The organism is Belnapia sp. F-4-1 (genome assembly GCF_000802185.1).
GTDB lineage: Bacteria > Pseudomonadota > Alphaproteobacteria > Acetobacterales > Acetobacteraceae > Belnapia.
Genome location: NZ_KN676113.1, coordinates 1,909,092 through 1,931,557, shown reverse-complemented (window position 1 = coordinate 1,931,557; position 22,466 = coordinate 1,909,092). Strand labels below are relative to the sequence as shown.

23 protein-coding genes are annotated in these 22,466 nt (G+C 71.4%); 12 read left to right on the top strand and 11 right to left on the bottom strand.

The features are described from left to right. Positions 1-15 precede the first annotated feature (15 nt). From LH62_RS09385 to LH62_RS09375, 3 genes are all read left to right on the top strand, one after another. Positions 16-855: a VOC family protein gene (locus tag LH62_RS09385; protein WP_052214049.1), complete on the top strand. Its 840-nt coding sequence runs from the start codon at positions 16-18 to the stop codon at positions 853-855. Positions 856-957: 102 nt separating this feature from the next. Next, a complete protein-coding gene (locus tag LH62_RS09380) occupies positions 958-2,460 on the top strand; it encodes an NAD(P)/FAD-dependent oxidoreductase (protein ID WP_043360784.1) in 1,503 nt (500 codons plus the stop codon). A gap of 4 nt (positions 2,461-2,464) precedes the next feature. Next, on the top strand, positions 2,465-3,034 hold the full coding sequence (locus tag LH62_RS09375; RefSeq protein ID WP_043360782.1) for a YIP1 family protein: 570 nt from the start codon (positions 2,465-2,467) through the stop codon (positions 3,032-3,034). On the opposite strand, the gene LH62_RS09370 is transcribed toward LH62_RS09375, so the two are convergent. The 4 genes from LH62_RS09370 to LH62_RS09355 form a co-directional block, all read right to left on the bottom strand. Further along, positions 3,024-3,212 (bottom strand): hypothetical protein, encoded by a 189-nt coding sequence (locus LH62_RS09370; RefSeq protein WP_043360781.1) that lies wholly within the window; start codon positions 3,210-3,212, stop codon positions 3,024-3,026. The two genes, LH62_RS09375 and LH62_RS09370, sit on opposite strands and share 11 nt — an antisense overlap. Positions 3,213-3,295: 83 nt before the next feature. Further along, positions 3,296-5,125: a translational GTPase TypA gene (gene typA, locus LH62_RS09365; protein ID WP_043360779.1), complete on the bottom strand. Its 1,830-nt coding sequence runs from the start codon at positions 5,123-5,125 to the stop codon at positions 3,296-3,298. A 199-nt stretch (positions 5,126-5,324) separates the two neighbouring features. After that, positions 5,325-6,257, bottom strand: a complete 933-nt coding sequence (locus LH62_RS09360; RefSeq protein ID WP_043360778.1) for a hypothetical protein — start codon at positions 6,255-6,257, stop codon at positions 5,325-5,327. A gap of 103 nt (positions 6,258-6,360) precedes the next feature. Then, positions 6,361-7,374: an adenosine kinase gene (locus LH62_RS09355; protein ID WP_043360776.1), complete on the bottom strand. Its 1,014-nt coding sequence runs from the start codon at positions 7,372-7,374 to the stop codon at positions 6,361-6,363. A gap of 115 nt (positions 7,375-7,489) precedes the next feature. On the opposite strand from LH62_RS09355, the gene LH62_RS09350 reads away from it, so the two are divergent. The 6 genes from LH62_RS09350 to LH62_RS09325 all read left to right on the top strand — a co-directional run bounded on the left by LH62_RS09350 (position 7,490) and on the right by LH62_RS09325 (position 12,543). After that, the gene (locus LH62_RS09350; RefSeq protein WP_043360775.1) at positions 7,490-8,155 is read left to right on the top strand and encodes an EI24 domain-containing protein; all 666 of its coding nucleotides are present in this window, start codon (positions 7,490-7,492) and stop codon (positions 8,153-8,155) included. 344 nt (positions 8,156-8,499) lie between these two features. Beyond that, on the top strand, positions 8,500-8,997 hold the full coding sequence (locus tag LH62_RS09345) for a polymer-forming cytoskeletal protein (RefSeq protein ID WP_236552514.1): 498 nt from the start codon (positions 8,500-8,502) through the stop codon (positions 8,995-8,997). A 64-nt stretch (positions 8,998-9,061) separates the two neighbouring features. Then, on the top strand, positions 9,062-9,541 hold the full coding sequence (locus LH62_RS09340) for a hypothetical protein (RefSeq protein ID WP_043360773.1): 480 nt from the start codon (positions 9,062-9,064) through the stop codon (positions 9,539-9,541). Positions 9,542-9,544: 3 nt separating this feature from the next. Beyond that, a complete protein-coding gene (locus LH62_RS09335) occupies positions 9,545-10,483 on the top strand; it encodes an AEC family transporter (protein WP_043360771.1) in 939 nt (312 codons plus the stop codon). Between the two features lie 73 nt (positions 10,484-10,556). Next, complete coding sequence (locus tag LH62_RS09330) at positions 10,557-11,501, top strand: tripartite tricarboxylate transporter substrate binding protein (protein ID WP_236552513.1); 945 nt, start codon at positions 10,557-10,559, stop codon at positions 11,499-11,501. A 13-nt stretch (positions 11,502-11,514) separates the two neighbouring features. Continuing rightward, on the top strand, positions 11,515-12,543 hold the full coding sequence (locus LH62_RS09325) for a cyclopropane-fatty-acyl-phospholipid synthase family protein (protein WP_236552512.1): 1,029 nt from the start codon (positions 11,515-11,517) through the stop codon (positions 12,541-12,543). Here LH62_RS09325 and LH62_RS09320 read toward each other — a convergent pair. Next, positions 12,529-14,583, bottom strand: coding sequence for a molybdopterin-dependent oxidoreductase (locus LH62_RS09320; protein WP_043360769.1), 2,055 nt, complete (start codon positions 14,581-14,583; stop codon positions 12,529-12,531). The two genes, LH62_RS09325 and LH62_RS09320, sit on opposite strands and share 15 nt — an antisense overlap. 74 nt (positions 14,584-14,657) lie before the next feature. On the opposite strand from LH62_RS09320, the gene LH62_RS09315 reads away from it, so the two are divergent. Further along, complete coding sequence (locus LH62_RS09315) at positions 14,658-15,461, top strand: EcsC family protein (protein ID WP_043365451.1); 804 nt, start codon at positions 14,658-14,660, stop codon at positions 15,459-15,461. Here the strand turns inward: LH62_RS09315 and LH62_RS09310 are convergent. After that, the gene (locus tag LH62_RS09310; protein WP_043365449.1) at positions 15,458-15,847 is read right to left on the bottom strand and encodes a carboxymuconolactone decarboxylase family protein; all 390 of its coding nucleotides are present in this window, start codon (positions 15,845-15,847) and stop codon (positions 15,458-15,460) included. The genes LH62_RS09315 and LH62_RS09310 overlap by 4 nt on opposite strands. Positions 15,848-15,882: 35 nt before the next feature. On the opposite strand from LH62_RS09310, the gene LH62_RS31470 reads away from it, so the two are divergent. Further along, entirely contained in the window at positions 15,883-16,656 is a 774-nt protein-coding gene (locus tag LH62_RS31470; RefSeq protein ID WP_201445455.1) for a hypothetical protein, read from the top strand. Next, positions 16,619-17,041, top strand: a complete 423-nt coding sequence (locus LH62_RS31465) for a hypothetical protein (RefSeq protein ID WP_201445454.1) — start codon at positions 16,619-16,621, stop codon at positions 17,039-17,041. The genes LH62_RS31470 and LH62_RS31465 overlap by 38 nt, the downstream gene beginning before the upstream one ends. Positions 17,042-17,044: 3 nt before the next feature. Here the strand turns inward: LH62_RS31465 and rfbA are convergent, their stop codons facing one another. The 5 genes from rfbA to feoB form a co-directional block, all read right to left on the bottom strand. After that, the gene (gene rfbA / locus LH62_RS09300; RefSeq protein ID WP_043360768.1) at positions 17,045-17,911 is read right to left on the bottom strand and encodes a glucose-1-phosphate thymidylyltransferase RfbA; all 867 of its coding nucleotides are present in this window, start codon (positions 17,909-17,911) and stop codon (positions 17,045-17,047) included. After that, the gene (gene rfbD / locus LH62_RS09295; protein ID WP_043360767.1) at positions 17,908-18,801 is read right to left on the bottom strand and encodes a dTDP-4-dehydrorhamnose reductase; all 894 of its coding nucleotides are present in this window, start codon (positions 18,799-18,801) and stop codon (positions 17,908-17,910) included. Before rfbD ends, rfbA begins: the two co-directional genes overlap by 4 nt. Then, positions 18,801-19,862, bottom strand: coding sequence for a dTDP-glucose 4,6-dehydratase (gene rfbB / locus LH62_RS09290; protein WP_043360765.1), 1,062 nt, complete (start codon positions 19,860-19,862; stop codon positions 18,801-18,803). Before rfbB ends, rfbD begins: the two co-directional genes overlap by 1 nt. Before the next feature lie 11 nt (positions 19,863-19,873). Continuing rightward, positions 19,874-20,425 carry a dTDP-4-dehydrorhamnose 3,5-epimerase gene (rfbC, locus tag LH62_RS09285; RefSeq protein ID WP_043360763.1) on the bottom strand — a complete coding sequence of 184 codons (552 nt, stop codon included), beginning with the start codon at positions 20,423-20,425 and terminating at the stop codon, positions 19,874-19,876. 125 nt (positions 20,426-20,550) lie between these two features. After that, on the bottom strand, positions 20,551-22,452 hold the full coding sequence (feoB, locus tag LH62_RS09280; protein ID WP_043360761.1) for a ferrous iron transport protein B: 1,902 nt from the start codon (positions 22,450-22,452) through the stop codon (positions 20,551-20,553). Positions 22,453-22,466 lie beyond the last annotated feature (14 nt).

The following is a 22,466-nucleotide window of genomic DNA, read 5'->3' as shown; positions in this document are numbered from 1 at the left end:
GAGGAAATTGGGATCATGCTGACGCATCTGGGCGGGATCGACCATGCCGTGGTGCTGGTGCGGAACCTGGACGCCGCGGCGGCCGGCTTCGCCCGGCTCGGCTTCACCCTGGCGCCGCGGGGGACGCATTCGCCGGAGATGGGCACCGGCAACCACTGCATCATGCTGCGGACCGACTATGTGGAGCTGCTCGGCGTACTGGCGCCGACCGAGCGCAACACCCGCTGGCGCGAGGTGCTGGCGGAGCGCGAGGGCATCTCCGCCATCGCGCTGCGCGCCCAGGATGCCGAAGCGGGCGCCGCCGAGCTGGCAGCGCGCGGCACTACCACCCTGCCGGTGCAGCGCTTCGGCCGGCCTGTCACCATGACGGATGGCGGGGCGGCGCAGGCGCGCTTCCGCACCTTCCATGTGGCCGAGGCCCCGGCGCCCGGCCTCAACCTCTTCGCCTGCGAGCACCTGACGCCGGAGGCCACCTGGATCCCCGGGCTGATGGAGCACCCGAACACCGCCGAGGCGCTGGCCGGGATCGAGGTGCTGGCGGCCGACCCCCTCGCTGCGGCCGAGGCGATGGGCCGGGTGCTGGACCGCGCGCCGGAGACGGAGGCGGACGGGGCAATGCGGGTGGAAACCGGGGCGGCGCCACTGGTCTTCCTCACCGGGCTGCATCTCGCCGGGCGCTATCCCGGCCTCGACCTCAGCGGCCTGCCGGCGGAAGGGCCGGTGACGCTGGCGGTGCGGGTCGCCAACCCCTCCGCCGCCGTGCGCTGCGCCGCCGGAACGGGGGCGATGGAGGGGCGGTTCGGCCTGGCCGTGCCGCCCAGCGCGGCACATGGGCTGATCCTCGCCTTCCGGTGAGGCAGGCACGGGCGATCCTGCTTGCTCAACCGGTAGGCGGCTATCATTATCGGTATATCAGGCGCCCGCCAGACGGCGCCCCAGCCAAGGATCACAGGGACGATGTCCGAAGCCGCGACCCTCGAAAGGCCCTCCCCCCAGCAGGCGGAGCATGTCGATGTGCTGATCGTCGGCGCCGGCATCTCAGGCGTCGGCGGCGCCTATCACCTGAAGACGCAATGCCCGGGCACCAGCTTCGCCGTGCTGGAAGCGGCCGAGACCTTCGGCGGCACCTGGTGGACGCACAAGTATCCCGGCATCCGCTCCGACAGCGACCTCCATACCTTCGGCTACCGCTTCAAGCCCTGGACCGGCACGCCCATCGCCACCGCGGACGAGATCCGCAAGTACATGGGCGAGGTGATCGAGGAGAACGGCCTCGACCGCCACATCCGCTACAACCACCGCATCCATTCCGCCCGCTGGTCGAGCGCCGATAACCTCTGGACCATCGAGGCGACGCGGGGCGACACCGGCGAGGCGGTCCGGATCACCGCCGGCTTCCTCTGGATGTGCCAGGGCTACTACCGACACAACGACGGCTACATGCCGGACTGGGCAGGCAAGGAGCGCTTCCGCGGCCAGCTCGTCCATTCCGAGAACTGGCCGGAAGACCTCGACTATGCCGGCAAGCGCGTCGTCGTCATCGGCTCCGGCGCCTCGGCGGCGACCATCGTGCCGGCCATGGCGGGCAAAGCCGCCCATGTGACGATGCTGCAGCGCACGCCCACCTATTTCCGCACCGGGCGCAACGCCATCGAGCTGGCGGAGGAGCTGCGCAAGCTGCAGGTGGACGAGACCTGGATCCACGAGATCGTCCGCCGCAAGATCCTCTTGGAGCAGACGGTCTTCACCGAGCGCTGCTTCAACGAGCCGGAGAAGGTGAAGGCGGAGATGCTGGCCAATCTGCGCTCCATCCTCGGGCCGGACTATGACCTGGATACGCATTTCACCCCGAACTACCGGCCCTGGCGGCAGCGCATCGCCTTCGTGCCCGATGCCGACCTGTTCCAGGCGGTGGCGCGCGGCGATGCCTCGGTCGTCACCGACGAGATCGAGCATTTCGACGAGGCGGGCATCCAGCTGAAGTCCGGCCAACACCTGGAGGCGGACATCATCGTCGCCGCCACCGGCTTCCACCTGAACGTGCTGGGCGACATCGCCTTCGAGATCGACGGCAAGCCGCTCGCCTTCCACGAGACTGTCACCTATCGCGGGATGATGTTCACCGGCGTCCCCAACATGGCCTGGGTCTTCGGCTATTTCCGCGCGAGCTGGACGCTGCGGGCCGACCTCGTCGGCGACTTCGTGTGCCGGCTGCTGAAATACATGGAGGCGAAGGGGGCAAAGCGCGTCGAGGTGGCGCTGCGGCCCGAGGACCGCGACATGCCCATCCTCCCCTGGATCGACCCGGAGAACTTCAACCCGGGCTACCTGATGCGCGGGATGCACCTGCTGCCGAAGCGGGGCGACAAGCCGGAATGGCAGCACACCCAGGACTACTGGTCGGAGAAGGACGCCTTCGCCGCCATCGACCTGAACGACGCCGCCTTCGTCTACCGCTAAGACCATGGCGCTTCTCGACCGGGCGAAGGCCTTGCTTCAGCGGCCCGAGCAGGAATGGCGGGCGATCGCGGCCGAGCCTGCGGATACGCGGAGCCTCTTCACCGGCTATGCCGTGCCGCTCTCGGCCTTGCCGGCGGTGGCGGGCTTCATCGGCTCGGCGATCTTCGCCGGCTACCTGGGCAGCGTGCTCGGGGCGCCGGTGGGCGTGTTCCAGCTGCTGATCAATGCCGTGCTCGGCTATCTGCTGGGGCTGTTCGGCCTGTGGCTGTGGGGCAAGGTGGTGCAGGCGCTCTCGCCGCGCTTCGGCGGAACGGGGGACGAGACTTCCGCGATGAAGCTCGCCGTGCATACCCCGACGGCGGCCTGGATCGCCGGCATCTTCGCCATCATCCCGCCGCTGGCGATCCTTGCCATCCTCGGCCTCTACAGCCTCTACACCTTTTACAAGGGCGCACCGATCGTGCTGCGGGTGCCGCAGGACCGGGTGATGGGCTTCACCCTGGCCGCGGTGGTGGTCGGGATAGCGGTGAATATCCTGGTGGTAATGGTGGCCGGGCTGGCGATCAGCCTGTAACGGGGCCACCGACAGACCAGAGCGAGCCACTGGTCAGCCAGGCATAGAAATCGGCGGGCGGGGTCATGCGCGGCTGGACCAGCGGGGCCGGCTCGGCGGCCCGCCCGCGCTCCTCGGTGCGGATGGCCTCGAGCCGGGCGCGGATGGCGGCGAAATCCTCGGCAATGGGCGTGGTCACGTCGCAGGCGTCCTCGGTCCGAATCAGGAAGGTTCCGGCATCATGCCACCGGAGCCTTCCCGAATCATGGACGAAGACGAGGTTTACGCCGCCTCGCTATCGGCCCGGCGGGCGTGCTTCTTGCGCTCATGCGGGTCGAGGTAGCGCTTGCGGAGGCGGATGGCGCCCGGCGTCACTTCCACCAGCTCATCGTCCTCGATATAGGCAATGGCCTGCTCGAGGCTCATCCGCCGTGGCGGGATCAGCAGCAGCGCCTCATCCTTGCCGGCGGCGCGGATGTTGGTGAGCTTCTTCTCCTTGATCGGGTTCACGTCCAGGTCGTTGTCCCGGCTGTGCTCGCCGAGGATCATGCCGACATAGACCTTGACGCCCGGATCGACGAAGAGCGTGCCGCGCTCCTGCAGGTAGAACAGCGCGTACTGGATCGCCTCGCCGTCGGAGTTGGAGATCAGCGAGCCGTTGCGCCGGCCCTCGATCGGCCCCGCCCAGGGGAAGTAGCCGAGGAACAGGCGGTTCATCATGCCCGTGCCGCGCGTGTCGGTCATGAACTCGCCGTGGTAGCCGATGAGGCCGCGCGAGGGGATGTGGAAGGTCAGCCGGACCTTGCCGCCGCCCGAGGGCCGCATGTCCTGCATCTGGCCCTTGCGCTGCGACATCTTCTCGACGACGACGCCGGAATAGGCCTCGTCCACGTCGATCAGCGCCTCCTCGAAGGGCTCCTCGCGCTCGCCCGTCTCCGGGTTGTCGCGGGTGAGGACGCGGGGGCGGCCGATGGTCAGCTCGAAGCCCTCGCGGCGCATCTGCTCGATCAGCACGCCGAGCTGGAGTTCGCCGCGGCCGGCCACCTCGAAAGCGTCCACCTCCTCGCTGACCTTCACGCGGATGGCGACGTTGCCCTCGGTCTCCTTGAAGAGCCGGTCGCGGATCTGCCGCGACGTCACCTTCTTGCCCTCGCGGCCGCCGAGCGGGCCGTCATTGATGCGGAAGGTCATGGCCAGCGTCGGCGGATCGACCGGGATGGCGGGCAACGGCTCCGTCACCTCGGGGGAGGCGATGGTGTCGGGGATCGTCGCATCCGAGAGGCCGGCGATGGCGATGATGTCGCCCGCCTGGACCTCCTCGACCGGCACGCGGTCGAGGCCGGAGAAGGTCATCAGCTTGGTCAGCCGGCCGCTCTCGACCACGGTGCCGTCCTGGCGCAGCACGCGGACGGGCATGTTGACCCGCGCCGTGCCCTGCTCGACGCGGCCGGTCAGGATGCGGCCGAGGAAATTGTCGCTCTCGAGGATCGAGGCGTTCATGGCGAAAGGCTTCTCGAGATCGACCTTCGGCGCCGGGACATGGCTCAGGATCAGGTCGAACATCGGCGAGAGGTCCTTGCGGGCCCCTTCCAGCTCGAGATCGGCCCAGCCCTGGCGGCCGGAGGCGAACAGCGTGTGGAAGTCGAGCTGCTCGTCGGTCGCGCCGAGGGCGGCGAAGAGGTCGAAAACCTCGTTGTGCACCTCGTCCGGGCGGGCGTCCTGGCGGTCGACCTTGTTGATGACGACGATCGGACGGAGGCCGCGGGCCAGCGCCTTGGTCAGCACGAACTTGGTCTGCGGCAGCGGCCCTTCGGCGGCGTCGCAGAGGACGATCGCGCCATCGACCATGGAGAGGATGCGCTCCACCTCGCCGCCGAAATCGGCGTGGCCGGGGGTGTCGACGATGTTGATCTTCACGCCTTTCCACTCGACGGCGGTGGACTTGGCGAGGATGGTGATGCCGCGCTCGCGCTCCAGGTCGTTGCGGTCGAGCGCGCGCTCGGCGACGGCCTGGTTGGCACGGAAGGCGCCGGCCTGCTTCAGCAGGTTGTCCACCAGGGTCGTCTTGCCATGGTCGACATGCGCGATGATCGCGACGTTACGGATTTCCATTGCGGGGCCTTAATTCCGGTGCCGTCGCAACGCAAAGCGAAGCCCGGCCTCGGCAGCCGGGTACGGCTGGGGGTCGGGCAGAGCAGGCTGGCGGCTTGTTGCAGCGCACACATAGGGCTTTGCCGCGCAAAAAGCGAGGGCTGAGTGTGGAAAAGGCGGGCGGAAGGGGAATCAGGCCCCTTCCGCCCGCGCTTCGTTCCTAGCGGCCGCTGCCCTGGGTGGGGGCGGACTGATTTGTCGCGCCGCTGGCATTGCCACTGCTCGGGGTGCCCGTCGTCACGGCGCCGCCACTGCTGCTCCGGCCGCTGCCCGTCACCTGCGGCGTCGGCGTGGTGCCGGGCGTCGGCGCGGCGCCGACACCGCCGGCGCCATGGTTGGTCGTGCCATGGCTGGTGGCCGGGTTGCCGTCACGCCGGTTCTGCATGTCCCGCGGGGCGTTCATTCCGGTGCCCTGCACGCGGATGATGCCGTCGGCCCGGCTCATCGAGTTGCCGGCCGCGCCGCCACCCTGCATCATCCCGCGGCCATAGGTGCCCTGCCCGGACATGCCGCGGGCCGTCATGTTCTCGTCCTGCATGGGCTGGCCGGGCATGCCTTGGCCCGACATGCCCTGGCCCGACATGCCCTGGCTTCCCATCGGCCTCATGGAGGCGTCGGCACCGCTGCCCATGCTGCTGCCATCGCGGCGGAGGATGGCGATGGCCTGCTGCATCTGGGCCTGCGCGCCGGCGCGGTCACGGCTCTGGATGGAGCTGCGGGCGGAGGCCAGGCTGTCGAGCGCCGGGCTGCGCATCGGCTGGCCGGCTCGGTCGGCCGGGATGCTGCGGGTCAGCAACCGGGTCTCGCTCTGCTCCAGCAGGTCCATGGCCTGGGCGGTGCGGCCGCGGCGGAGCGCCTCGCTCGCCTCCTCGACCAGGCCGGCGGCATCCTGCCGGTTTTCCTCGCGCATCGCCCGGCGCTCGGCGCGGCGCTCCGACTGCATGCCGTGGTGGCGGTGGTGCGGCATGCCGGCCTCGGACGAGGAATGGGCGCCATGTGGCGCCATGGTCGCCGGGCCGGTCTGCGCCAGGGCCGGCATCGCAAGCAGCGCCAGGCCGAAGGTCGTCGTGAGCAGCTTGGTTTTCAGGTGCATTGGGGGGCGTCTCCGTTGGCCACCGGCCGGGTCGGGGACGCGGCTGGGGCGAGAGGGCCCGCGGCGCTGGCCCCGCCGAGGCGGGGCCGCCACCGGGCCGTGCTCAGCCCAACACTGTGGAGACCGGGCGGTTCCCCGGAACGGTCGCAACCAGGGCTTTCAAGTCGGCCTGCGGCCTTGCACCGAAATGCGAAACCACCTCCGCCGCAGCGACGGAGCCCCAGCGGCCGCATTCCGGCAGCGGCAGCCCGCGCGTGAAGGCGGCGAGGAAGCCGGCGGCATAGGCATCGCCGGCGCCGGTGGTATCGACGACGCTGGCCGGCGCGGCGGCAACCTCATGCCGCTCGCCCCCGGCGAGGATCAGGCTGCCGCGCTCGCTTCGGGTCAGCGCGGCCAGCGCCACCTCTCCTGCCGCCTGCGCCGCGGCGGCTTCGAAATCGGCCTGATAGAGGGCGGTGATTTCCGCCTCGTTGGCGAAGAGGATGTCGACCTCCTCGCGCACCAGCTTGCGGAAGGCCTCGCGGTGCCGCTCGACGCAGAAGGCGTCCGAAAGGCTGAGCGCCACCTGCCGGCCCGCAGCATGGGCGGCGCGGGCGGCAGCACGGAAGGCTTCCTGCGCCGCCGGCGGGTCGAAGAGATAGCCTTCGAGATAGGTGACCTTGGCCCGCGCGACCTCGGCCGGGTCGACATCGGCCGGCGAGAAGGCGACGCAGGCGCCGAGGAAGGTGTTCATCGTCCGCTGCGCATCCGGCGTGACGAGGATGAGGCAGCGCGCCGTCGGCGCCCCGCCCCGCAGCGGCGCGGTCGGGAAATGCACGCCGGCCGCGCGGATGTCATGGGCGAAGACCTGGCCCAGCGCATCCTCGGCCACCTTGCCGAGATAACCGACCCGCGCCCCGAGCGCCGCGGCGACGGCGCAGGTATTGCCGGCCGAGCCGCCGGAACTCTCCACCCCCGGCCCCATCCGGCCATAGAGCCCCTCGGCCTCCTCCGCCCCGATCAGCCGCATCGCACCCTTGTCGAGCCCCTCGGCGGCGAGGAAGGCGTCATCCGCGCGGGCGAGCACATCGACGATCGCGTTGCCGATGCCGAGAATGTCGAGGGTGGGCTCGCTCATGGGACCTCATCGGGGGCGTTGGGGCCGGGGCATTGTGCCAGGGGCCGGGCCGGGATAGCCCCCGCCCATAGCCCCCGCCCCTGGCCGCCGCAACCGTGGAGAGGATTCCAGCCGCATGATCGCCGCCTGCCTGCTTGCCCTTCGCCAGCTTGGCGACCCGGCCTTCCTGGGCCCGCTCGCCAAGAGCTTCGGCGCGGCGCTGCTCGCCTTCCTCGGCCTCGCCGCGCTGTCCGCCTGGGCAGTTGCAGGGGTCGCGGGCGGCAGCGGGTGGCTGGCCGGCATCGCCGGGGCGCTGGGCGGGCTGCTGGTGCTGGTGCTGGCCGTTTGGCTCTTCGTGCCGGTGATGCTGGCGCTCTCCGGCCTCTTCCTCGACCCGGTGGCGGCGGCGGTGGAGCGGCGCTTCTACCCGCAGCTGCCGCCCGCGCAGGGCGCCGGGCTGATGGCGCAGATTCGGTTCAACCTCGTCTTCGCCCTGAAGACGGGGGTGGTGACGCTCGCCGCCCTGCCGCTGCTCGCCTTCGCCCCGCCCTTCGGCGCGGTGGCGCTCTGGCTGGTCTCGACCGTCGCGCTTGGCCACGGGCTGTTCGAGGGCGTGGCACAGCGGCACATGCCGGTGGAGGCGGCGCGGGCCGAGCGGCGCCGGCGCGAGATGCCGGTGCTGCTGATCGGCGCGCTGCTGGCGGGGCTCTCGTTGCTCCCGGGGCTCAACCTGCTGGTTCCGGTTCTCGGCACGGCGGCGATGACGCACCTGCTGCACCGCGAACGAAATCGAACCGCATAAGTAACGTGCCACAAATTCCACCGACGCCCTGCAACACGCCGTTGTGTTGGCACAATGCCCCATGTTAGCCGGTGACTGTCGGGCCGGCCGTATGGGGAATACGCGCGGCCCGTCGATGCGCCGTCGTGGCGCAGCGCCGTGGATCTTTGGGGGACAGCATGGCCATCTTCGGCCGCAAACGCGAAGACGGGCCGGCGACGCCGGCCATCGACCCTGGAACGGGCCAAGGGTCGGCCGAGGCTCCGAACCCGGCATCTGGGACCGAAGGGACCGGCACGACCTCCGCCGCACGCGACGCCGACTTCGCTGTGCCGCCCTTCCGCTCAACACTTAAGGACACGCCCATGATGTCGATGGCCCCGAAGCCGAATGCCGCCCCCGCCACGCCGTCCCTGGCGCCCCGTCCGGCGGCGCCGGGTGCGGCCGCGCCCCTCGGCGTGCCCGCCCGCCCGCCGGCCCGGCCCGAGACGGCGGAGCGCCGCACCCTCGTGGTCGGCCGCGGGATCAGCCTGCAGGGCACGGTCAGCGATGCCGAGCGGCTGGTGGTCGAGGGCACCGTCGAGTCCGAGATGATCCAGGCCGCCGAGCTCTTCGTCGCGCCGACCGGCGTGTTCCGCGGCGAGGTGCAGGTCGAGGATGCCGAGATCGCCGGCCTGTTCGACGGCACCATCTCCGCCCGCGGCTCGCTCACCATCCGCGGCACCGGCAAGGTCACCGGCACCGCCCGCTACCGCAAGCTCTCGGTGGAGGAAGGCGGCCAGGTTTCCGGCCGCATGGAGATGATCACGGAGGGCAGCGCCGCTCCGGCGCCCCGCGTGATGGCCACCCCCGTCGAGGCCTGATGCCACCCGCGCCGCCGGGGCCCTTCCCCGGCGGCGTGCCGCCCGCTTCGGAGCCCGCGCCGCCATGGCGCCCCGCCCCCCTTTCCTGCTGCCGGTCCTCGGCCTGCTCGGCGCCTGCGCCGCGCCGGAGGAGCGGGCCGATGCGCTCCGCCGGGCCTTCGAGACCAGCCGGGCCAGCCTCGCCCCATCTTCCCCTGCCTTGGCCGCCTCCTCGACCGCGATTCCGGTTGCCATGGCGGCCATGCCGATGACGGCGGAGCCCGCCGCGGCGCGGCCGGTCGTCGCCACGCAATTCCTCGGCCTCGGGCCGGAGGTGCTGCGGCGCTGGCTCGGCGAACCCAGCTTCCGCCGCCACGAGGGTACGGCCGAGATCTGGCTCTATGCCGGCCCGGCCTGCGCGCTCGACCTCATCCTCTACCCCGAGGGCGGGAGGCTGCGCGTCTCCCATGCCGCGGCGCGGGCCAGCGGGGCGGAGCCGCGCACCGAGGCCCATTGCCTGCGCGAGCTGGCAGGCAGCCCGCGCCCCGCCGATCGCGGCGCCTGACGCTTGCTGCTTTATCTCGACGTCTTCGTGCCGCCCTTCGGGCTGCTGCTGCTCGGCGCGGTGCTGAAGCGCCGGCTGCTGCCGCAGGACGCCATCTGGGCCGGGATCGAGCGGCTGGTCTTCTGGGCGCTGATGCCGGCGCTGCTGGTCTCGGCCATCGCCTCGGTCGATATCCTCGCCCTGCCGCTCGGGCGGATGGGGCTCGCCATCTGGCTCAGCCTGCTCACGGGCGGTGCGCTCAGCCTGGCGCTCGCTGCCGCCTTCCGGGCCGACCACCCGGCCACCACCTCGGTCTTCCAGGGCGGCATCCGCTTCAACAACTTGATGGGCTTCGCCGTCATCGGCGGCATCTTCGGCGCGGGCGGCACGGCGCTCGGCGCGGTGGCGACGGGGCTGATCGTGCCCTTCGTGCAGACGCTGACGACCATCGTCTTCGCCCTCGGCCCGGGCACGGGCGGCAGGCTCTCGCCGCGGCGCGTGCTGCGGCAGCTGCTGCTCAACCCGCTGCTGCTCGCCTGCCTCGCCGGCTTCGCCGTCGCGCTGGCGGGCGGGCTGCCGCCCGGGGTGAAGCCGCTGCTGCAATCCCTCGGCCAGGCCTCGGTGGCGCTCGGCCTGCTCTGCGTCGGCGCGGCGCTCTCGCCCGGCGCGCTCGGCGGGCGGCTGCCGCTGCAATTGGCGACCAGCGCGATCAAGCTGCTGCTGATGCCAGCCCTGACCTTCGCCCTCGGCCGCTGGTTCGGGCTGGAGCCGCTGCCGCTCGCCGCCGCCGTCACCTTCATGGCGCTGCCGACGGCGACGACCAGCTACGTCATGGCTCGCGCCATGGGCGGCGACGCCCCGCTGATGGCGGCCATCACCAGCCTCGAGCACATGCTCGCCGTGGCGACGCTGCCCTGCTGGATCCTGCTGCTGCAATCCCTGCTGGCCGCTGCGGCACCGTGACGAAGCCGGCCGAATTCCGCTACATGCGATGGGGCAATTGAGGGTTCGGGTGATGCTGGGACGACGCACTCTAATGGCTGGGCTGGGCGCCGCGGGCCTCGCCGCCACGGCGCGGGCGCAGGGCTTTCCCGAGCGTCCGCTGCGCTGGATCGTCGGCTACCCGCCGGGCGGGGCGAGCGACGTCTTCGCGCGGCTGATCGGCGCGCATATCGGCACCCGGCTCGGGCAGAACCTCGTGGTCGAGAACCGCCCGGGCGGCGGCGCCGTGGTCGCCAGCGAGGCCGCGTCGCGCAGCGCACCGGACGGCTACACGCTGCTGCATGTCGACAACGGCATCTTGGTCTACAACCCGGCGCTCTATTCGCGCCTGCCCTACGACCCGGACAGGGATCTCCAGGGCGTCGGCTTCATCGGCCGCTTCCCGCTCTTCCTCGTCGTGCGGCCGGACAACCCGGTGAGGGACTTCGCCGATTTCGTCGCGCAGTCGAAGGTGCGGGCGCCGAATTACGGCACGCCCGCCGTTGCCTCGCCGCATCACCTGGCGATGGAGATGGTGAAGCGCCGCACCGGCATCGAGGCGACGCACGTCCCCTATCGCGGCGGGCCGGCGGCGATGCAGGACCTGCTCGCCGGCAATGTCGAGAGTGTCGTCATCGATTGCGCGAGCGGCATCCCCTTCATCGCCACAGGCAGGGTGAAGACCCTCTGTGTCTTCTCCGAGGCGCGGTCGCCGCGGGCGCCGGACGTGCCGACGCTGCGCGAGCTCGGCCATGCGAATGCCATCGCCTATGGCTGGCAGGGCATGAGCGTGCCGGCGGCGACGCCGGCGCCGGTCGTGGCGAAGCTCGCCGATGCGTTGAAGGCCGGCGTCGGCGCCGATGACGTGCAGGCGCGCTACCGCGACCTCGGCATCGAGAGCGCACCCTGGTCGCCGCAGGAATTCACCGATTTCGTCCGGCGCGAAAATGCGGAGTGGCGGCCGCTCATCCGCGAGCTCGGCATCCGGCTCGACGGCTGAGGCGGCGCCTCGCTTGAACCCCCTGCGCGCCCTAGCCCGCTGGCGGCGGCGGCACCGCACCCTGCCGTTGCTCGGCGACACCAGGCTGCGCGGGGAGCGGGAGGCGGGGCTGCTGCGCTGGAGCGTGAAGGTGCTCGGCGCCGAGATGGCGCAGCGCCACTATGCCGCCGGCCTCGCCGGGCCGGCGGCGCCGGTGCCGGCCGGGCCGGTGCATCTCGGCCTCGCCAGCCGCACCTGCCGGCAGGCCGATATCGAGCATGACTGGCTGCGGCACTGGGCGCGCATCCTCGGCACGCCACCGGTCTATCACCGCAAGCTCTGGGAGGATGCCTTTGTCCTCCAGGCCGCCTGGGAGGCGGGGATGCTCTCGCCCGGCCGCCGCGCCCTCGGCTTCGCGGTGGGGCGGGAGGCGCTGCCGGCGATCCTCGCCGCGCATGGGGTGGAGGTGGTGGCGACCGACCTCGATGCCGGCGACGCCCGCGCGCGCGACTGGATCGAGACCGGGCAGCATGGCCAGGCGGTGGAGGCGCTCTACCGGCCGAAGGTGCTGGCGCGGGCGGAATTCGACCGGCTGGTCAGCTTCCGCCCGGCCGACATGGCGCGGCTGCCGGAGAGCCTGCAGCAGCGCGGCTTCGACCTGGTCTGGTCGGTCTGCGCCATGGAGCATCTGGGCAGCCTGGAGCGCGGGCTCGACTTCGTCATGGCGGCAATGCGCTGCCTGAAGCCGGGCGGCCTCGCCCTGCACACCACGGAATTCAACCTGGACGGCGCCGGCGGGACGGTGGGGCGGGGCAGCACCGTGCTCTACCAGCGACGGCACCTGGAGTGGCTGGCGGCGCGGCTGGCGGCGGAAGGCCACCGCATGCTGCCGCTCGACGACAATCAGGGCCCGGGGATGCTCGACCGCTTCATCGACCTCGCACCGCTGCTGGAGTCGGAGGGGCCGCCGCTCGGCCCGCTCTTCCCGCCGCATCTGCGGCTGTCGGTGCAGGGCTATCCGGTGACCTCGGCGGGCATCCTTGTCGTCTCAGGCGGGGCGTAGCCAGACCGCCGTATCGTGGAAGGCGACGCCGCCGGCGGGCGCCACCGGCTCCGCCCCCACCAGCGCGTTGATGCCGATGCCCTCGGGAAAGTCGGTGCTTGGCGAGATGCCCTCCACCGCCAGCACGCCGGGCAGCACGCCGTCGAAGCGCATCGCGCTCAGTGTCAGCGCGCCGCGCGCATTGCCGATCCGCACCCGGGCGCCGTTGGCGATCCCGAGCCGGTCCGCATCCTCCGGGTGCAGGCGGAGCCGGGGCGCACCTTCCCGCGCGCGGGAGCCGGGCGTCTCGGTGAAGCTGGTGTTGAGGAAGCTCCGCGCCGGCGGGGTGATGAGGCGAAAGGGCGTCGCCGCGCTTGCATGATCGAGCCGGTCCCAATGGCTCGGCAGCGCCGGCATCCCCTCGGCATGGGGGCCGAGCGCCGCCCAGTCGGGGCGGAAGCGGAAGCGCCCGTCCGGCTGGGGGAAGCCGGCGAAGGCCTCGCCGGCCGGGATGGCATTGGCGATGGGCAGGAAGCCCACCGCCTTCGCCGTCTCCCAGCCCGGCAGGCCGGAGGCGCGGAGCGTCGCATCCAGCATCGCCTCTTCCGCCATGCCGAAGCCGGGATGCTCGGCGCCGAGCCGCGCCGCGAGGCCGCAGACCACGTCATGGTTGCTGCGCGCCTCGCCGACCGGGTCGATCACCCGCGGCCCGATGGTCAGCGCGTCATGGCCGAGGCCGAGATAAAGGTCGCTATGCTCAAGGAAGGTCGTCGCCGGCAGCACCACATCGGCATGGGCGGCGGTCGGCGTCAGGAACTGCTCGTGCACGGCAAGGAACAGATCCTCCCGCGCCAGGCCGCGGCGCACGGCATGGCTGTCAGGGGCCACCTCGGCGCTGTTGGCGTTCTGGATCAGCATGGCTGCAACCGGCGGGCCGCCCGCCAGCGCCTCGCCGTTCAGCACCGCGCCGATGCGCGACTGGTCGAGCACGCGCACCTTGGGGTCGACCCGGTCGCTCGCCCAGGCGAGGCGCGTATCCAGCCCCCAGCCTTCCAGCGCGTAGAAGAAGGCGCCGCCGCCCTCCGCGGCCCAGGCGCCGGTGAGTGCAGCGAGGCAGGAAACGGCATGCATCGTCGCCGCGCCGTTGCGGTGGCGCGTGAAGCCGACGCCGGCGCGAAGGAACATCCGCCGCGTGCCGGCATAGAGCGCGCCTAACGCGCGGATCGTGGCCGCCGGCACGCCGGTCACGCCCTCGGCCCAGTCGGGCGTGTGGCCGCGGAGATGCGCCTCGACCCCCGCATCCCAATCCGTATGGGCGGCGAGGAAGCCACGATCCGCCGCGCCGCCTTCGAGCGCGATCGCCATCAGCGCGAGGGCCAGCGCCGCATCCGTCCCCGGCCGCAGGACGACGCCGATATCGGCCGCCTCCACGCTCGGCGAGCGGTAGGCATCGACCACGACGAGCTTCGCCCCGCGCCGCTTCCGCGCCCGCTGGATATGGGTCATCAGATTGACCTGGGTGGAGACGGGGTTGCCGCCCCACATCAGGATGAGATCTGCCTCCGCCACCCGGCGCGGATCGGCGCCGCGGGCCGCGCCATGGCCGGCGCGCCAGCCCATCTCGGCCGGGGTGACGCAGATGGTGGATTTCTGTCGGGAATAGCCCATCACATGCCGCAGCCGGTCGAGCCCCCAGCGGCCGAGCACGCCCATCGTCCCGCCGCTATGGTAGGGCCAGACCGCCTCCGGCCCGTGCCGCGCCGCCGCCGCGCGGAAGGCCTCGGCGATGCGGTCCAGCGCCTCGTCCCAGCCGATCGGGGCGAAGCGGCCCTCGCCCTTGGCACCCATCCGCAGCAAGGGGCGGGTCAGCCGATCGGGGTGATGGACCCGCTCGGCATAGCGGGCGACCTTGGCGCAGCAGGTGCACGCCGTGTAGTCATAGGCTGCGGAGCCTCGCACCCGGCCGATGCGCTCCGGCGAGATGCGCTCCACCTCCAGCACGCAGGCGCTCGGGCAGTCATGCGGGCAGGCGGTGCGGATCACGGAGAGGCTGCCATCCATCCTTGCGGTCCTTCGTCGCGCGGCAATCCTGCCGGCCCGGCGAACCCGGCGCCAGCACGGAGGTTGTTGCCGGCATGAGCACGACCGAATCCACCCTCCCCGTCCCCGCTGGCCTCCGCAACGACGAGCAGGCGGCGCTCGCCGAGGCGGTTGCGATCCTCGAAGGCACCTCCCTGCCCGTCCGCCTGGCCTCGCTGGTCGGTGGCTCGGTGGACGCCCTGAAGCGCCGCCTGCCGGCGGCCGCGCAGCGCATGCTGGACGGCGCCGTCCGCCGCGCGCTCGAAGGCGCCTTGCAGGCCGCCATGCGCAGCGACCCGGCGCGCAACCCGACGCCGCTCTCCGGCGCCTGGCTGCATCGCGGGCTGCTGGCCGCCTCCGGCGCGGCGGGCGGAGCCTTCGGCCTCGGCGGGACGCTGATGGAGTTGCCGGTCTCCACCACCCTGCTACTTCGCCGCATCGCCGCCATCGCCGCCGAGCAGGGCGAGGACCTGTCGGACCCGATGGTGCAGGCGGAATGCTTGAAGGTCTTCGCCCTCGGCGGGCGCGACCCACAGGCGGAGGAAGCGGAGAGCGGCTACTTCGCCCTGCGGATCGCCTTGGCCGAGACTCTGAAGGGTGCCGTCGGCCGCGGCTTCGGCGCGTTGCTGCCGGGCTTCCTCGGCGCCGTCGCGGCGCGCTTCGGCGCACCGGTCGCGGTGAAGCTTTCCGCCCAGGCGGCGCCGGTGATCGGCGCGGCCGGCGGGGCGGCGGTGAACATCGCCTTCCTCGAGCATTTCTCCGGCATCGCCATGGCACATTTCACCATCCGCCGGCTCGAGCGCGAGCATGGGCCGGCGCTGGTGCGGGCGGGGTACGAGGCGATCCGAAGGGAGGCTTAGCCCTTATCGGCGAACTCAGCTTCCTCGAAGACCTCGCGGGCGACGCGGAAGGCCTCGCCTGCCGCCGGGACGCCGGCATAGATGCAGAGCTGGAGGAAGACCTCCTGGATCTCCGCCCGCGTCACGCCATTGGTCAGCGCGCCGCGGAGATGGATCTTCAGCTCGTTCGGCTTGCCGAGGGCGGCCAGCATGGCGAGGTTGACGAGGCTGCGGTCGCGCCGCGGCAGGCCCGGCCGGCCCCAGACCTCGCCCCAGCAATAGCGCAGCGCCAGCTCCTGGAAGGGCCGGTCGAACTCCGTCGCCCCCGCCAGCGCCGCCGCCGAGCGGGCCTCACCGATCACCTCGCCCCTGATGCGCTTGCCCGTCTCGAGCAGATCATCCGCCATCGTCATCCCTCCATGCCTTCGCCGGGCCTCGGCCCATGCTAATCGCCTCCGCACGGAACGAGGAGGACGGGATGCAGCAGGCGGAGCCGAGGGTGGTGTCGGGGCAGGTGGTCGCGCTCAGGCTCTTCGACCTGGCCTATGAGATCGACCTCCGGCGGGCCGAGGCGCTCTGGGCCAGCCGCGCGCAGAGCAGCGGCGTGCGCAGCCGCCTGGTCGGCACCTCGCCCAAGGCGGTGTCCTTCGGCGTGCCGCCGCTGGCGCTCGATCTCGGGCCGGTGGAGGTGGTCATCGACGGCCGGCCGGTCACCGCGGCGGCGGGCGTCCGGCTCTATGATTTCGGCATCGCCGCGCTGGCGCTGCGGCTGCCGGCCGCCGATCTCGGCTGGGCCGCCTTCACCGCCTTGGTGAACGGGACGGACCGCGCCGTCGGCCCCGCCGTGGAGGCACCGGTCTGGGAGGGGCTGCTCGGCCGGTTGCGCGGCTTGCTGGCCGAGGCGCTCGACCGCCCGACCGCGGCGCCGCTGCAGGAGGACTACCTGCTCGCCATCGTCGATGCCTTCGACCGGCCGATGACGGCCGAGACGCTGGTGCAGACGCTCGACCTCGTCCCGCTGCTCTCCGGCGAGGAGCGCCCGCTCTCCGAAGGCGCGCGGCGGGACCTGCTGCGCCAGCGCTTCTCCTACCACCCGGACGACCTGGGTGGTGCTGACCTGGGACCGGGCGTTCATCCACGAGCCGCAGCGCGAAACCGACGTCGCCGACGTGCTGGAGATGGCGAATGCCCAGCTGCTCGAGCTGCGCGGCTATGACGAGATGCTGGATGACGAGCTGCCGCGCATGCGCGGGATGGTGGAGGCGGCACGGCGCAGGGCGAACTTGCTCGCCTCCCGCCGCTATGCGCGCCTCGCCCGCGGGCTGCACGCGCTGGTCGCCGAGGTGACGGAGCTGACCGAGCGCGTCGACAATGCCTTGCAGGTGACGGAGGACGTCTATCTCGCCCGCGTCTATGCCGCGGCGATGGAGCAGTTCCGCGTGCCCAATGTCGGCGCCGCGGTGGACCGCAAGCTGGCGATCATCCGCGACACCTACACCGCGCTCCATGGCGAGGCGGCGAGCGGCCGGGCGGAACTGCTGGAAACCGCGATCCTGCTGCTGATCGCGGTGGAGATCGTGCTGTCGCTGGTGCGGTACTGAATGCTATGGGTGCGCCAGCATGTGCTTTAAATAGGTGCCATAGCCGCTCTTCGAGAGCGGCTCGGCGATCTTCAGCAGCTGCGCATCGTCGATGAAGGCCTTGCGCCAGGCGATCTCCTCCGGCGAGGCGACCTTCTGGCCGGTCCGCTTCTCGATGGCGCGGACGAACTCGCCGGCCTCCAGCATGCTGTCATGCGTGCCGGTATCGAGCCACGCATAGCCCCGCCCGAGCCGGGCGACGCGGAGGCTGCCCTCCTCGAGATAGACGCGGTTGAGGTCGGTGATCTCCAGCTCGCCCCGCGCCGACGGCGTCAGCGCGCGCGCGATCGCCGGCGCCCGCCCGTCGTAGAAATAGAGCCCCGTCACCGCCCAGTCCGACTTCGGCGCCGCCGGCTTCTCCTCGATCGACAGCGCCCGGCCCTCGGCATCGAACTCCACGACGCCGTAGCGCTCCGGATCCGCCACGCGGTAGGCGAAGACCGCCGCGCCATGCGCCGCCTGGGCCTCGGCCATCCGCAGGTCGAGCTCATGCCCGTGGAAGATGTTGTCGCCGAGCACCAGCGCCGAAGGCTCGCCGGCGAGGAATTCCTCCGCCAGCACCAGCGCCATGGCGATGCCGTTCGGCTTCTCCTGCACTTGGTAGGTCAGGCGGATGCCCCACTGGCTGCCATCGCCCAGCAGCCGCTCGAACAGCGGCATGTCGTGCGGCGTCGAGATCACCATGATCTCCCGGATCCCGGCCAGCATCAGCACCGAGAGCGGGTAGTAGACCATCGGCTTGTCATAGACCGGCAGCAGCTGCTTCGAGACCGCCAGCGTCGCCGGATAGAGCCGGGTGCCGCTGCCGCCGGCCAGCACGATGCCCTTCATGGGGTGTTCTCCTTCAGCAGCGCATCCAGGCAGCGCGCCAAGCCTTGCCGCCAATCGGCGGCCTGGACGCCGAGGCGCTCGGCTGCCCGGCTGCAGTCGAGGCGCGAATTGGCCGGGCGCACCGCCCGGGTCGGGTAGTCGGCCGTGGTGATGGCGGTGAGCGTTGGTGCCTTCTGCCCACGCTCGGCGGCGCCGGCGAAGATCGCCTCGGCGAAGCCGTGCCAGGTGGTGTAGGGCTGCCCGGTCAGGTGGAAGACGCCGAAGCATGGCTCGCCCGCCGGCGCCGTCGCCAGCCGCGGCAGCAGCGCGATGGCGGCATCGGCGAGATCGTCGGCGAAGGTCGGCGCGCCGTGCTGGTCGGCGACGACGCGCAGCTCCGGCCGCTCCCGCCCGAAGCGCAGCATCGTCTTGACGAAGTTGTTGCCATGCGCCGAGCAGACCCAGGCGGTGCGGAAGGTCACGCTGCGCGGCTGTGCGAGGTGCAGCAGCAGCTCCCCGGCCAGCTTCGAGGCGCCGTAGGCCCCGACGGGGGCCGGCGCATCCGCCTCGGTGTAGGGGCTGTCCTTCACGCCGTCGAAGACATAATCGGTCGAGAAGTGGATCACCGGCACGCCGGCCCGCGCCGCCGCCTCGCCGAGCAGCCGTGGTCCCGTCGCATTCACCGCGAAGGCGAGCGCCCGGTCGTCCTCGGCGCGATCCACTGCGGTATAAGCCGCGGCGTTGATCACCGCCTCCGGCCGGTGCTGCGCGAAGGCGGCCGCGATCTGCGCCGCGTCCGTCATGTCGAATTCCGGCGGCTCCAGGCCGACCGCCTCATGGCCGGCGGCCGGCAGCCGCGCCAGCAGTTCGGTCGAGACCTGGCCGGTACGGCCGATGACGAGGACGCGCATCAGCCCACCTTCTCGGCCATGAGGCCGAGCCGCTCGCCGCTGTACTTCTTGTCGCGCAGCGGCCGCCACCACCACTCATTGGCGAGGTACCAGTCGATGGTCGCCGCGATGCCCGTCTCGAAGCTCTGCTGCTGCCGCCAGCCGAGCTCGCGCTCGATCTTGCCGCAGTCGATGGCGTAGCGCTGGTCATGCCCGGGCCGGTCGGTGACGAAGCGGATCAGCCCGCGCCGCGGCGCCGCGCCGGGCCGGCGCTGGTCGAGCAGGTCGCAGATGGTCTGCACCACCTCGAGGTTGCGCCGCTCCGCCCGCCCGCCGATGCAGTAGGTTTCGCCGATCCGGCCCTGCTCGACGACGGCGACCAGGGCGCGGGCATGATCCTCGACATGCAGCCAGTCGCGGATGTTGCTGCCGTCGCCATAGACCGGCAGCGGCTTGCCATCGAGCGCGTTGAGGATGATGAGCGGGATCAGCTTCTCGGGGAAATGGTAGGGGCCGTAGTTGTTCGAGCAGTTCGTCACCAGCACCGGCAGCCCATAGGTCTCGTGCCAGGCGCGGACGAGGTGGTCGGACGCCGCCTTGCTTGCCGAGTAGGGCGAGCGCGGATCATAGGCCGTGGTCTCGCTGAAGGCCCCGCTCGGCCCGAGCGAGCCGAAGACCTCGTCGGTCGAGATGTGGTGGAAGCGGAAGCGTGCCCGCGCCTCGCCTTCCAGCCCGGCATGGTAGCCGCGCGCCGCCTCCAGCATGGAGAAGGTGCCGTTGATGTTGGTCCCGATGAAGTCCGCCGCGCCGGTGATCGAGCGGTCGACATGGCTCTCGGCCGCCAGATGCATCACCGCATCGGGCCGGAACGCCGCCATCGCCACGCGCATCCGCGCCGTATCGCAGATGTCGGCCTCGAGGAACTCGAAGCCATTGCGCCCTTCGCAGTCGCGGATGGAGCGCCGGTCGCCGGCATAGGTCAGCTTGTCGACGACGAGCACGGTCGCGCCGCGCTCCATCACCAGGAGCCGGGTGACGGCCGAGCCGATGAAGCCGGCCCCGCCGGTGACCAGGATGCGCATGCTCAAATCCCCTATGCGAAGGCCGCCGGGATGTCGCGCAGCCGCGGCGCGCGGCGGTCCTTGTCGGAGAGCTGCACCGCCTCCGGCCCGAAGGGCCATGGCAGGGCGAGGTCCGGGTCGTTCCAGGCGATGCCGCGATCGCAATCCGGGGCGTAGTAGTCGGTGACCTTGTAGGCGACCTCCGTCTCCGGCACGAGCGTGCAGAAGCCATGCGCGAAGCCGACCGGGACGTAGAGCTGATGGCCGTTCTCGGCCGTCAGTTCGGCCGCGACATGCTGCCCGTAGGTCGGCGAGCCGCGCCGGATGTCGACGGCGATGTCGAGGATCGCGCCGCGCAGCACCCGCACCAGCTTGGCCTGGCCATGGGGCGCCAGCTGGAAATGCAGCCCGCGCACCGTCCCTGCCTGCTCCGAGCGGGAATGGTTGTCCTGCACGAAGACATCTGCAATGCCGATCGCCGCGAAGTCCCGCGCGCTGTAGCTTTCGACGAAGAAGCCACGATGGTCGCCGAAGCGGCGGGAGGCGACCAACACTGGTCCCTCGACCGCAAACCGCGTCGCCACCTGGTTGCCGCTGCTCCGCGGGCCATCGGACGAGGAAGATACTGACACGGCCGTCGCCTCCACGGAGTATTACGCTTCAAGGCCGCCCGTTTATCATGGTGCTAGGGGATTGCAATTTTTAGTGCTCACCCGAGACCCAGCGCCCGTGCCCCCTGATAGGTCGCCAGGGCCGCCAGATAGGCCAGCGCCAGCATGTATCCAAAGCTGAACCACATCCAGCGCTGACCGCCCGTCTCGCGCCGGATCACGCTCAGCGTCGCCACGCATTGCGGCGCGAAGACATACCAGGCGAAGAAGGCGAGCGCCGTCGCCAGGCTCCATCGCCCGGCCAGCGCCTGGCCGAGCTGGGCCGTATCCTCCTCCGCGTCCTGCACGGCATAGACGGTGCCGAGCGACGCCACCGCCACCTCCCGCGCCGCCATGCCGGGGATGAGCGCCACGCCGATCTGCCAGTTGAAGCCGATCGGCCGCAGCAGCGGCTCCACCGCCTGGCCGATCGAGTAGGCGAAGCTGTACTCGATGGCCGGCTGAGTTGCCCCCTCCGGCGGGCGGGGGACGGAGGAAAGGAACCAGATGACCACCATCATCGACAGGATGATGGTGCCCGCCCGGCGTAGGAAGGCCTTCGCCCGCTGCCAGAGGCCAAGCCCAAGGTTGCGCAGGCGCGGCAGCTTGTAGTCGGGCAGTTCCAGCATGAAGGGCTCGGTCGGCTGGCCGCGCCAGAGCAGCCGCTTGAAGACGAAGGACATCCCGAGCGCGCTCAGGATGCCCGCCGCATAGAGGCCGAACATCACCAGCCCCTGCAGCCCGACCCAGGACCAGGCGCCCTCCCCCACCGGCCGGTCGGGGACGAAGGCGCCGATGATGAGCGTATAGACCGGGATGCGCGCCGAGCAGGTCATCAGCGGTGCAACGAGGATGGTCGCCAGCCGGTCCCGCCGGCTGTCGATCACCCGTGTCGACATGATACCCGGGATGGCGCAGGCGAAGGAGGACAGCAGCGGGATGAAGGCCCGGCCATGCAGCCCGGCGCCGCCCATGATGCGGTCCATCAGGAAGGCGGCGCGGGCCATGTAGCCGAAATCCTCCAGCAGGAGGATGAAGAGGAAGAGCACCAGGATCTGCGGCAGGAAGACCAGCACGCTGCCGACGCCGGCGATCAGCCCGTCCTGCAGGAAGCTGCGCAGCAGCCCGGCCGCGCCCTCTTCCGGCAGCAGCGCACCGACCGCCGCGCCGAGCGCCTGGAAGCCGCCATCGATCAGGTCCATCGCCGGCTGTGCCCAGGCGAAGACGGCCTGGAACATCAGGAACAGCACCGCGAGCAGGATGACGAGGCCGGCGACGGGATGCAGCAGCACCGCATCCAGCCGCCGCGTCACCGCATCGCGCCGGTCCGGTACCCGGACCACGGCGGCGAGGATGCGGTCCGCCTCGCGCTGCAAGGCGCGGAGCCCGGCGGCGTCGGGCGCCGACCAGGCGGCCTCGGCCTCGGCCGCCGGCGCCTGCGCGTCGATTGCCGCCAGCAGCGCTTCCGTCCCGCCCCGCCGCACCGCGACGGTGGTGACGACCGGCAGGCCGAGCAGCGCCGAGAGCCGCTCGACATCCACCTCGATGCCGCGGTGGCGGGCGATGTCGAACATGTTGAGCGCCACCAGCAGCGGCCGCCCGGCCTGCTTCAGTTCCAGGATCAGGCGCAGGCCGAGGCGCAGGTTCGTCGCATCCGCGACGCAGACCAGCAGGTCCGGCGGCGCCACCCCCGCCTGCTGGCCGAGCACCACGTCGCGCGTCACCACCTCGTCCGGGCTGCGGGCGCGGAGGGAATAGGTGCCGGGCAGGTCGAGCAACCGCACCCGCCGCCCGCCGGGGCTGAGAAAGCTACCCTCCTTCCGCTCGACGGTGACGCCGGGGTAGTTCGCCACCCGCTGGCGGCTGCCGGTGAGCGTGTTGAACAGCGCGGTCTTGCCGCAATTCGGGTTGCCGACCAGGGCGATCCGCAGATCGCGCAGGCCGGTCGACATCTCGTTCATGGGGGCTTTGTCCT